10 protein-coding genes are annotated in these 12247 nt (G+C 33.7%); 7 read left to right on the plus strand and 3 right to left on the minus strand.

The window, feature by feature from the left end:
• Positions 1-51 precede the first annotated feature (51 nt).
• From I6I93_RS08050 to rpsT, 3 genes are all read left to right on the plus strand, one after another.
• Positions 52-2325 carry a DNA internalization-related competence protein ComEC/Rec2 gene (locus I6I93_RS08050; RefSeq protein WP_112890118.1) on the plus strand — a complete coding sequence of 758 codons (2274 nt, stop codon included), beginning with the start codon at positions 52-54 and terminating at the stop codon, positions 2323-2325.
• Positions 2297-3307 (plus strand): DNA polymerase III subunit delta, encoded by a 1011-nt coding sequence (gene holA / locus I6I93_RS08055; RefSeq protein WP_112890119.1) that lies wholly within the window; start codon positions 2297-2299, stop codon positions 3305-3307. The genes I6I93_RS08050 and holA overlap by 29 nt, the downstream gene beginning before the upstream one ends.
• A gap of 85 nt (positions 3308-3392) precedes the next feature.
• A complete protein-coding gene (gene rpsT, locus I6I93_RS08060) occupies positions 3393-3662 on the plus strand; it encodes a 30S ribosomal protein S20 (protein WP_112890120.1) in 270 nt (89 codons plus the stop codon).
• 117 nt (positions 3663-3779) lie between these two features.
• Here the strand turns inward: rpsT and hemW are convergent, their stop codons facing one another.
• Genes hemW through lepB form a run of 3 tightly spaced genes read right to left on the minus strand, consistent with a single transcriptional unit; the run spans position 3780 to position 7274 of the window.
• Positions 3780-4922 carry a radical SAM family heme chaperone HemW gene (gene hemW, locus I6I93_RS08065; protein ID WP_112890121.1) on the minus strand — a complete coding sequence of 381 codons (1143 nt, stop codon included), beginning with the start codon at positions 4920-4922 and terminating at the stop codon, positions 3780-3782.
• Positions 4909-6720, minus strand: coding sequence for a translation elongation factor 4 (gene lepA, locus I6I93_RS08070; RefSeq protein WP_112890122.1), 1812 nt, complete (start codon positions 6718-6720; stop codon positions 4909-4911). Before lepA ends, hemW begins: the two co-directional genes overlap by 14 nt.
• Positions 6721-6755: 35 nt before the next feature.
• On the minus strand, positions 6756-7274 hold the full coding sequence (gene lepB / locus I6I93_RS08075; protein WP_236587177.1) for a signal peptidase I: 519 nt from the start codon (positions 7272-7274) through the stop codon (positions 6756-6758).
• Between the two features lie 246 nt (positions 7275-7520).
• Here lepB and hrcA point away from each other — a divergent pair, with 246 nt between their 5' ends.
• The 4 genes from hrcA to dnaJ all read left to right on the plus strand — a co-directional run bounded on the left by hrcA (position 7521) and on the right by dnaJ (position 12221).
• Positions 7521-8543, plus strand: coding sequence for a heat-inducible transcriptional repressor HrcA (gene hrcA, locus I6I93_RS08080; protein WP_112890124.1), 1023 nt, complete (start codon positions 7521-7523; stop codon positions 8541-8543).
• Positions 8544-8551: 8 nt separating this feature from the next.
• Positions 8552-9079, plus strand: a complete 528-nt coding sequence (gene grpE / locus I6I93_RS08085; protein ID WP_112890125.1) for a nucleotide exchange factor GrpE — start codon at positions 8552-8554, stop codon at positions 9077-9079.
• Positions 9080-9100: 21 nt separating this feature from the next.
• Positions 9101-10921 carry a molecular chaperone DnaK gene (dnaK, locus tag I6I93_RS08090; protein ID WP_112890126.1) on the plus strand — a complete coding sequence of 607 codons (1821 nt, stop codon included), beginning with the start codon at positions 9101-9103 and terminating at the stop codon, positions 10919-10921.
• Positions 10922-11090: 169 nt separating this feature from the next.
• Positions 11091-12221 (plus strand): molecular chaperone DnaJ, encoded by a 1131-nt coding sequence (gene dnaJ, locus I6I93_RS08095; protein WP_112890127.1) that lies wholly within the window; start codon positions 11091-11093, stop codon positions 12219-12221.
• Positions 12222-12247: the final 26 nt, after the last annotated feature.

A 12247-nucleotide genomic window follows, 5' to 3' on the forward strand; every position in this document is an offset into this window, starting at 1 on the left:
ATATTTCATGGTCCATAAGATAAAAAAGATATATAATGAAAAGGGGTGCCTATGTATTTATTCGTTGGAGCTATGGCTGGGATTATACTTTCCATTTACATAAAATCCTATATTCTTGTAGGAATAATTTTATTAATATGCACTGTCTATATTTTGCCTATAAAAAATAGATATAATTTTTTATACCTGCCTCTTGTGGCCCTCTTAGTATTTATAAATTTTAACGCAAGAGATTATAAACTCAATTCTTTTGATGGAGACATAGTGGGTAAGGTGGTTCTCTCAAATGAAAATAAGTCTGTCATTAAAACAGATTTTATTAAAGGAAAAAAATTTAAGACTAAGTTACTAGTTTATAAAAAATTAGATAGGGGTGGATCCTATAAAATTCGTGGCAAGTTTTATCCACCCCTTTCTGACATGAATAAGGGAACTTTTAACTACGAGATGAACAACAAGGCCCAAGGAATTTATCTACTTGGGAAAATTAGTGGATATGAAAAAATTTCCGAACCAATGGGAATTTATAAAATCTCAAATCTATTTATTGATAGGGCAAAATATTTTTTCAACAAAAACTTAAATGAAAGGAATGCAGGCTTGCTCGCTTCTTTAATTTTAGCTGATAAGTCCCTTGTTGATTCAATGGATAGGGACAGGTTTGATTCTCTTGGCATGAATCACATCTTGGCTGTGTCTGGACTTCACATTGGAGTCTTGGCACTATTTTTGGAATTTATAATAAAAAAGATAAGTAAAAATAAAAAGTTTACAGACTTAGCCCTGGTAATAATTCTATTCTTATACATAATGGCAATTGGTTTTCCGATTTCTGCAGTTCGTGCCTTCTTGTTTTATATTTTATACAAGGGAAACACCTATCTCGAAAAGGACATAGACAATAGGGATATTTTCTTCTTAAGTCTTTCTATAATACTTTTTATAAATCCCATGGCGATTTATTCTATTTCACTTCTATTGTCTTATGGAGCAATCTTTGGTTTGATATTTATCTATCCGCACTTAATTGAAAGAGTTTCTAGTAAGAGCCTTGTCAACAAGTCTATCATAGGGGCCTTGTCAGTATTAATTTCTGTTTTTCCTTTAGTGAATTATTATTTTTCAGGTTTTTCACTTTTAGTTTTTGCTGCCAACTTATTTATTGTTCCAATTTATTCTATTATTATTTCCCTTGGATTTATTATGGGTCTAGGAATTTTTCCAAGCTTAATAGGAAACTTCCTAGATATACTAATGAATGCTACTTACGGACTTGAAAGTTTATTAATCTCAAAGGGATCAATATTTTTAATATTAAAAGCCTTTAAGTTTGAATATATTTTTGTATATTATATCTTACTTATTTTTATAATGAATAGGCGTAGACTCAATGAAATCATTAGGCCAAATTTAAAATTAATAAAAATTTACATGACGATTTCTTTTATAGTGATGGGTATTGGGATTTATAAAGACCTTATGACTTTTGAGATAAGTCAGCTTTACGTTGATCAAGGGGACTGTACACTAATTTCTTATAGGGGAAAGACTTATTTAATTGACACAGGCGGAGCAAGGTTTGAGAATAAGATCGCAGAGAAATATTTATTTCCTAACCTGAAACTAAGGGGAGTTTCTACTATTGATGGAATCTTTATTTCTCATTTTGATGAGGACCATGCTGGTAATTTAAATAAAACCTTAAAAAACTATAGGGTTAAGAATGTTTTTGTAAATCATCTCCCAAAAGATAAAAGTATTTTAGAAAATGCCGAGAAGTATTCAAATATTATTCAATTATCTAAGAGAGACAGGGTTAAACTTTTTAAAGACACAAGCATGGAAGTTTTATTGGACAATAAAGACAGGTCAGATGAGAATGACAAGTCCATGGTCCTATTCCTAAACCACAAGGGCTTCAAGACTTTATTTACTGGAGATATTTCAGCAGAAGTTGAAAGTCAAGTTGATAGAGAGATTAATCTATTAAAAGTTGCCCACCATGGATCTAAGACTTCAACAAGTGAAGAATTTTTAGAAAAAACAAAACCCGTATTTGCCATGATTTCAGCAGGTTATGAAAATTCTTATGGACATCCTCACAAGGAGGTTCTGAAGAATTTGGAAAAACATGGTATCATATATTATGTCACTTCAAAAGATGGTGAAACTGATTTTAAAATTTTTGGAGATAAGCTTCAAATTGATATTCATAACAAGGAAGAGGATTATAAAACTTATTTACTTTTAATTATTTTAAAGACAGGTTTATTATATATTTTTGCGAGGAAAAATTATGAACTACAAGAAAATTTACAGAGATAAAGATCATTCAGGGGCCTATTTATTTTATGGAAAAGAAAAATATTTAATAGAGAATGCCGTTGGCTATTTAATAAATAAATATGTAAAGGGGACTGAGGCCTTTAACTACACTAAGTTTAAGGGAAGTGAGGTCAAGCCAGAAGATATTATTTCTGCCTGCGAGACTTATCCTGTTATGAATGACAAGAAATTAGTCCTTGTTCGAGATGTGGTAGACTTTCTAGGTGAAAATGACTTAAAAGATTCTTTTTATGATTTTTTAGATGACCTATCTGACTTTGTAATTCTAATTTTTTGGGACACTGGAAGTTTAAAAAAGACTACAAAGTTTTATAAATTTTTTAAGAAAAAAGATAGGGACATGGACTTTGCAAAATTAAGCCCAGCAGACTTAAATAACTTTATAAAGGGATACTTTATAAGGAAGGGCAAGGAGATTGGGCCTAGTGAACTTGCACTTTTTATCTCAGAAAGTGGCTATAATTCTAAAAATGAAGATGTGAGTTTATTAGATTTAAAGACAGAAATGGATAAAATTGCAGCCCATGCCAAAGACAAAAAAATTTTGCGAGAAGACATATCAAGCTCAATAACAGAAAATATTGATACAAATATTTTTAAATTCTTAGACGCCATGATGGGAAGAAGAAGTGAGGAGGCCTTAAAGGAACTTCACAACCTCTATAAACTGGGAGAGCCTTCTCTTAGAATTTTCACAATGATAATTAGACAGGTAAAAAACTTTTTGTCCTATAAAATTTTATCCACTAAAAACATCAGTCAGGCTGATATTATGAATAAGATGGAAGTAAAAAAATATGAATTTGGAAAAATAAGATCCTTTGAAAAGAACTTTACAAAAGAATTTTTAATTGATTTTTATGAAGAACTTATAAAGTCTGATGAGCTCTTCAAGACATCGTCAATTGATGAAAAACTAATTATGGAGACATTAATAATTAAATATTGCAATAAATTTTAATTTTATAGGACTTAATTAAAAAACCTTGCAATGAAATAAAATTCATGGTAAAATAGCAAAAGCGTTAAATATTGGAGGTGAAATAATGGCAAATATTAAATCAGCTATCAAAAGAATTGATATTGCAAAAAGAAACTCTGAACACAATAAACCAATTAGAACAGAAATGAAAACTGCAGTTAAAAACTTTAGAACAGCTCTTGACGAAGACAGAATTGACGATGCAAAGGAACTTCTTATCGTTGCAGACAGAAAACTAAAGAGAGCTGCTAACAAAAATATAATTCACAAAAAACAAGCTTCCAGAAAGCTAAGTCGACTAGCTAAGGAACTTAACAGCAAGATCGCTGGCTAAGAGAAATTTTCCCGGGAAAGTTTCTCTTTTTTATTTAAGTTTGACAAATAAAAGTGAATAAAAAAGAGAATAAAAGAAGAGGTAGATTAAATAGTCTACCTCTTTTTGTGTGCAAATTTATTTAAAAAAGTCTAACTCCACTTGATTTGAAAGGTCGCGCCCCTTTTCTGTTAGTTTTAGATTATTTTCATCTAATATAATTAAATTTGATTTCAAGTTCTTTTCTACTTCTCTTTCATAAGTTTCTAAAAATTTTTTATTAAATTTTACATTGAATTCATCTAAGTCCACACCCGAGTTGAGTCTTAGACCCATCATTATAAATTCATTCATCCTATCAGTTTTACTTAAATTTTCAGAAAAGACTATAGGATTTTTATTTTTATCAAGGGCCTCATAGTAATCTTTGAAGTCATAAAAATTTGTGTATCTCAAGTTTCCAATATTTGATGAAGCAGAAAATCCAAAGGAAATATAGTCTCTTAATTTCCAATAAGCCATGTTGTGGCGACACTCATAGCCTTCTTTTGCAAAATTAGATATCTCATACTGATTCAGGCCTATTTTTTCGAGTTCATCAACTACATAGTGATACATCTTCCTGTCTTCAACTTCATTGGGGAAGGCAAGAGGAGACTTCTCATGGTCCCTATAAAGTTTAGTCCCTTCTTCTAAAATAAGTGAATAATATGAAATGTGTGGAAGTTTTAATTTTTCTACTTCTCTTATAGACTCTTCTATGTCAGAAAACTTTTGACCAGGTAGGGCAAGCATTAAATCCAAATTTATATTTTCGAAGCCTGCTGACCTTGCATTTTCTATGGCCCTATAAATATCATCTTTTTTGTGAATTCTTCCAATTCTTTTTAGGATTTCTTCATTAAAGGACTGGGCGCCTATTGAGATCCTATTTATACCAGAAGAAAAATAGGATTGGGCCTTCTCTCTTGTGAGAGAATTTGGGTTTGACTCAATTGTAACTTCGCTGTCTTTTGAAAATTCAAAGGCAGACAAGTCTTCCATAATTTCTTTTATAAATTTAGGGTCTACAGAAGAGGGAGTTCCTCCTCCAATAAAGACAGTATCAATTACCTTGTCTCTTAAAAAGTCTTCTTGTAACTTTATCTCCTTGCGCAAGTATTTAAAATATTTCTCTACATTAGAAGATTCAGCTAAAAGAGAAGAGCAGAAGTCACAATAGTGACATCTACTCTCACAAAAGGGTATATGAATATAAATTGAAATTTTATTTGTCTTCATCGTATTTTAATACAGATAAGAAGGCATCTTGCGGAATTTCTACGCTACCCACAGTACGCATTCTCTTCTTTCCTTCCTTTTGTTTTTCAAGAAGCTTTCTCTTTCTTGAAATGTCTCCACCATAACATTTTGCAAGTACGTCCTTTCTAAGGGCGCGAATTGTCTCTCTTGCAATAATTTTGTTTCCAATTGCTGCCTGGATAGGAACTGCAAATTGGTGTCTAGGTATTACATCCTTTAATTTTTCACAAACATTTCTTGCACGAGTGTAGGCAGAAGATTCGTGAACAATTAGGGAGAAGGCGTCAACAAGTTCTTCATTTATTAAAATATCAAGCTTAACAAGATCAGATACTTCGTAGCCAATAAGTTCGTAGTCATAGGATGCATAACCACGTGTCTTTGACTTAAGGGCATCAAAGAAGTCATAAATTACTTCGTTGAGTGGCATGTGGTAGGTGATAAGGGCCCTAGTTTCTTCTAGGTATTGCATATCCTTAAAGACACCACGCCTGTTTTGGCAAAGTTCCATAACTTGTCCAACATAATCAGTTGGAGTCATAATCTCTGCCTTAACAATTGGTTCTTCCATGTACTCAATTTCAGTTGGATCTGGAAGGTTTGATGGGTTTTGAATAGAAATCATTTCTCCATCTTTTTTCATTACATTGTAGATAACAGATGGAGCAGTAGTGACAATATTTAAGTCAAACTCTCTCTCAAGTCTTTCTTGAATAATTTCCATGTGAAGAAGACCCAAGAAGCCGCACCTAAAACCAAAGCCAAGGGCTACAGATGTTTCAGCCTCAAAGTCTAGGGCTGCATCATTTACTTGAAGCTTTTCAAGGGCTTCACGAACGTTGTTGTATTCTTCGCCTTCGCCAGGGTAGACACCACAGAAGACCATTGGTACAACTTTTTTGTAGCCAGGCATTGGTTCTGGGGTCCTATTGTTCTTAAGGGTAATTGTGTCCCCAACCCTTGCATCCTTAACGTTTTTAATGGAAGCAGTTATGTAACCAACTTCTCCAGCACTTAAAGTATCAAGAGGGATGTGTCCGTTAGAAGTAACACCAACTTCAACAACTTCAAAAGACTTGCCTGTTGCCATCATAGTTATTTCATCTCCAGGCTTAACTGATCCATCAATAACTCTTACGTGACAGATTACTCCCTTGTAAGAATCGTAGAAGGAGTCAAATATAAGAGCTTTAAGTGGTGCATTGTGATCCCCACTTGGTGCCGGAACCTTATCTATAATAGCATGGAGGACATCGTCAATGCCAATTCCTTCTTTTGCAGAGATAAGTGGAATACCTTCAGTGTCTATTCCTATAATATCCTCAATTTCTTCTTTTATTTCATCTGGCCTAGCACTTGGTAGGTCAATCTTATTTATCACTGGCACAAGTTCAAGGTCTTGGTCAATGGCAAGATAAACATTGGCAAGAGTTTGTGCTTCAACACCTTGTGCAGCATCAACAACGACTATGGCACCTTCATAAGCTGCGAGGGAACGTGAAACTTCATAGTTAAAGTCTACGTGTCCTGGAGTATCAATAAGGTTTAGGATGTATTCTTGTCCATCTCTGTCGTCCTTATAGATTAGTCTAACTGCCTTTAATTTAATTGTAATTCCTCTTTCACGCTCAAGATCCATGGAGTCAAGAACTTGCTGTTCCATTTCTCTCTTTGTAAGCATGCCTGTTGATTCAATTAGTCTGTCGGCAAGAGTTGATTTTCCATGGTCAATGTGTGCGATTATTGAAAAATTTCTTATATTTTTTTGATTTCTCAAATTTTTTACCTCCGATTTCTTGGGGATTTTATATTTTAAATTTTTCCTCTATTATTAAGAGGTAAAATCCTATAAACTGCGGCTGACTTTATTCTTTTCTTTTCAATTGGTCCAAAGTATCTTGAGTCAATGCTCATACCAGGAAGTCTGTTGTCTCCCATTACGAAGTACTCATCATCTTTTAGTGTAAAACTTTCTACATCGGACTCAGTGTAATCAGTAGAAGTGTAAGCTTCTTCTAAAACTTTTCCGTTTAATATAACCTGACCATCTTTAAATGCTATTGTGTCCCCAGGCTTTCCTATTAATCTCTTAATATAGTTTCTATTGTCGTTAGGTGCATCTATGACCACAATTTCTCCGCGAGGTAGGTCGGTGTATCTCTTGTAGGAAAGGCAGATTAATTTATCCCTTTCATTTAAAGTAGGGTGCATAGACTCTCCATTAACTACAGCTATATTAAAAATAAAAGTTCTCACAAAAAGTGCAATTAAAACTGCAGCTACAATTGTAACAACAAAAGATAGGGTTTCATTCTTTTTCAATGTAATCATCTCCAATTTCTAATTTTATCATAAATAAGTCTAATATTGGATAACTATTTATACGTTATAAGGTATATGTAAATAAGATTTGGAAGTTAGTTTACAAGTTTTTAAATAATAAAAAGATAAATTATTCAAAGAAAGTCAAAATTAGTCAAAATAATTTTTAAAAATCCTTGACAAAGTCCTAGGTGTGAAGTATTATATACATAGATTAGCACTCGAGGTTAATGAGTGCTAACAAAAGGAGGGGTTATGGATACTAGAAAAATTAATATTTTAAATGCCATAATTGAGGCATATATCGATATGCCTACTCCCGTTGGATCGAGAACTCTCTCCAAAGATTACAATCTTGGAGTTAGCTCTGCGACTATAAGAAATGAAATGGCAGATCTTGAAGATCTTGGTTTTTTAAATAAGCCCCATCAATCAGCAGGAAGAATTCCTTCTGACAAGGCTTACCGCTTCTATGTCGATGAACTTTTTAAAAACTTTAATAGCTTTCACGACCTAGATGCCTCACAAAAAATCATGGAGAGACTCTTATTCTCTTCGAGAAATCACGAAGAATTTTACAAGAATGCAGTCAATCTCCTAGCCAATATAAGTTCTTGTACGGCTTATCTCATAACACCACAGAAGGCCGATACAAAAATAAAAAGACTTACTCTAGTTAAGTTAGATGAATACACAGCTCTTTTAGTTTTAATAGGAGACAAGGGAGTTATTGAGAAATACTTTTTAGAAATAGAAAATATTTCTGACGAAGATTTTTATCTAATAGAGAAGGTCTTAAATGAAAAGATATCGGGAATTGATTTTAATGAAATTGAATCTCTTAAGATTTCACTTTCAGATGACTATATAAGGCATGGAAAATTTATTTCTGATATTGTAAAAATTGCTAGTCAATTTAACAAAAAAGTCTCTTCTATTGACATCTACTATGATGGTCTTACAAATATTTTAAACTTTGATGAATATAAGGACCTAGACAAGGCAAGAGATTTCATGAGTCTAGTAGAAGATAGGGACAGCCTATTTCAAATTCTAAAAAATGATAATTTTACCAGCGATGTTGAGGTTATCATTGGAGCAGAAAATAGCGCAAGTCTCATGAAGGAAAATACTATTATTAGAGCTCCTTTCTCTAGAGAAAATGGAATCTATGGAAGTATTGGACTTATTGGACCAGTTAGGATTGACTACATGAGATTGGTTAAAGTCGTTAAAGTATTTAGCGACGCTGTGAAAAGTGGATTGAAAGAAATGTGAGGGAGTACATGACGAATGAAGATATAAAAAAAGATGATTTACAAAATGATGAAGATATAGATATGAAAGAAGAAGAACTTGATATAAATGAAGAAGCTGAAGTAGAAGCTTCTGATGATGAAAAATATCAAGACTTAACAGATAAATTTATGAGACTTCAAGCAGACTTCTCTAACTATAAGAGAAGGACTGAGGCACAAAAGTCTGAATATGTTGAACTTGGAGTTAAAAAAATTGCAAATGACTTACTTCCTGTCATAGATAATTTTGAAAGAGCCTTGGATTCCATAAAGGACAAGGACTCAACTTATGAAGGAATATTAATGATAAAAAATCAACTTACTGACGTTCTTGCAAAAGACGGTATAGTTGAGATGGAAGCATTGGGACAAGAGTTTGATCCAATGTATCATCACGCAGTACTCACTGAAGATTCTGATGAATACGACAGTGGTTATGTTATAGAAGTATTGCAAAAAGGTTATTTAATTAACGAGAAAACACTAAGACCTGCAATGGTCAAAGTTTCACAATAAGAATTTTAGGAGGAAATATATATGGGAAAAATAATTGGTATTGACTTAGGTACAACTAACTCTGCAGTAGCAGTAATGGAAGGTGGAGAATCTGTAATTATTCCTAACATTGAAGGTAACAGAACTACTCCATCAGTAGTAGCTTTTACAAAAGATGGCGAAAGATTAGTAGGTGAAACTGCTAAGAGACAAGCAATCACAAACCCTGATAGAACAATCTCTTCTATTAAGAGACACATGGGTTCTGATTTTAACGTAAAAATTGACGACAAAACTTACTCTCCACAAGATATTTCAGCTATGATTCTACAAAAATTAAAGGCTGACGCAGAATCTTATCTTGGAGAAAAGATTACAGAAGCTGTTATTACAGTTCCAGCTTACTTCACAGATGCTCAAAGACAAGCAACTAAAGACGCAGGAAGAATTGCAGGACTTGATGTAAAGAGAATTGTAAACGAACCAACTGCAGCTGCACTTGCTTATGGAGAAGACAAGGACACTGAAGCACAAACTGTTATGGTTTATGACCTTGGTGGTGGTACATTTGACGTATCTATCCTTGAACTTTCTGACGGTGTATTCGAAGTACACGCAACTCGTGGTAACAACAAACTTGGTGGAGATGACTTCGACAATAGATTAATCGACTATATTGCTGAAGAATTCAAAAAGGAAAATGGAATTGATCTTAAGGCTGACAACATGAGTCTTCAAAGACTTAAGGAAGCAGCTGAAAAGGCTAAGAAGGAACTATCTTCTACAATGTCAACAAATATCAACCTTCCATTTATCACAGCTTCACAATCTGGTCCACTTCACTTAAATATGGACGTATCTCGTGCTAAGTTCGATGAACTTACAGCAGATCTTGTTAAGAAGACTGAAGGACCTGTTAAGGATGCTTTAAAGGATGCAGGACTTAATGCAAATGAAATAGACAAGGTTCTTTTAGTTGGTGGTTCTACAAGAATTCCAGCAGTTCAAGAATGTATTAAAAAGTTAACTGGAAAGCAACCTCAAAAGGATATTAACCCAGACGAATGTGTAGCTCTTGGTGCAGCTATCCAAGGTGGAGTTCTTTCTGGAGATGTTAAGGACTTACTTCTTCTTGACGTAACACCACTTTCTCTAGGAATTGAAACAATGGGTAACATTACAACAAGACTTATTGAAAGAAATACAACAATCCCAACTAAGAAGTCACAAGTATTTACAACTGCAGCAGATAATCAAACTTCTGTAGAAATTCACGTACTTCAAGGTGAAAGACAAATGGCAAAAGACAACGTAACTCTTGGTAGATTTACACTTGATGGTATTGCACCAGCAAGAAGAGGAGTGCCACAAATTGAAGTAACATTTGATATTGATGCAAATGGTATTGTAAATGTAAGTGCTAAGGACAAGGGTACTGGTAAAGAACAACACATCACTATTACATCTTCAACTAACTTAAATGAAGAAGAAATCGAAAAGAAAGTTAAGGAAGCAGAAATGTATGCTCAAGAAGATGCTAAGAAGAAAGATTTAATCGAAGCAAGAAACAACGCTGATTCAATGATTTACCAATCTGAAAACACACTTAAGGATGTTGAAGGAAAGATTTCTGATGCAGACAAGACTAAGATTGAAGAAGCAATCAAGGGACTTAAGGATGTAAAAGATGGCGAAGATCTTGAAGCTATTAAATCTAAGACTGAAGAATTAACTCAAGCCTTCTACGCAATTTCAGAAGAAATTTATAAACAACAAGAAGGTCAAGCTGATGGTGGACAACAACAAGCTGATGACGATGTAGTTGACGCTGACTATGAAGTTGTAGACGAAGACGAAGAATAATAATTAAATAAAAATGTTGCAGTTTCGGCTGCAACTTTTTTTATGTAGAAAATTATATTCTGAATTTTTATAAATTTTCTTTTTAAATCTAGTATAAAAACATAAAAGTAGAATTAAACTTTCTTTTTTGTAGTTTTTATATTAGAATATAGAACTATTGAGGTGGAAGATGAGAAATTTTTATGAAATTCTTGAAGTTGAAAAAAATGTAACTAAAGAAGAATTGAAGAGATCTTATAAGAAGCTTGCTAAAAAGTATCACCCCGACTTAAATCCAGGAGATGAAGTTGCTGAGGCAAAATTTAAAGAAATCTCCTATGCCTATGAAGTCTTAGCCGATGATGAAAAAAGACAAATCTACGATGTCTATGGCGAAGAAGGACTTAAGGGCAACATGGGTGGATCTGGAGGCGGTGGCTTCGGAGGTTTCTCTGATATCTTTGATGACATCTTTGATGTTTTTGGCGGCTCAAGATCAAATAGATATGAATATGCAAACAGAAAAGACATGCCAAAGAAGGGACCTGATGCAAGAGTAGACATAACTTTAGATTTCTTTGAAGCAATTTTTGGTGTAGAAAAAGAAATTTCTGTAAAGGTTAGGGAAGAGTGTTCCCACTGTCACGGCAGCAAGATGGAACCGGGAAGTGAAAAACACACTTGTGAGACTTGTAACGGCTCAGGTCAGGTTACCTCAGAACAAAACACACCTTTTGGTAGGTTTGTAAGGACTTCTGCATGTGAAGATTGTAATGGAACAGGCGAAGTTATAGAAAAGCCTTGTAAGGAATGTGGCGGAAGAGGATCTAAGGCACGAACTAAGAAGTTAAAAGTAAACATTCCTAAGGGAGTTGACACTGGAAACATTATTTCACTTAGGAACCAAGGATCTGTTGGAGAAAATGGTGGAGAAAATGGAGACATTTTTGTCTACATTAGAGTTAGGTCAGACGCAGTCTTCAAGAGAGAGGGCAATGATATTTACCTAAATATTCCAATTTCTTATTCAGACGCAGTCCTTGGTGCAAAGATAAAAGTTCCAACACTTGAAAAAATTGTTGATTATGATATTCCAAAGGGAACTACAGGTGGAACTGTCTTTAGACTAAAGGGAGAAGGAGTTCCTTATGTCAACAGGGACAAACAAAGGGGAGACCTCTTCTTCAAAGTTGACATTATAATTCCTAAGAAGGTTAGCAATGAACAAAGAAAACTCCTTGAAGAGTTAAGAGAGACTGAACCAGAAGTTGCAGAAAATAAAAAATCATTTTTAGATAAGTTGAAAAATTTATTTGATTAATGCGGATCACTGATTCGCATTTTTTA

It is taken from the genome of Peptoniphilus harei (assembly GCF_016726485.1).
GTDB classification, from domain to species: domain Bacteria; phylum Bacillota; class Clostridia; order Tissierellales; family Peptoniphilaceae; genus Peptoniphilus_A; species Peptoniphilus_A harei.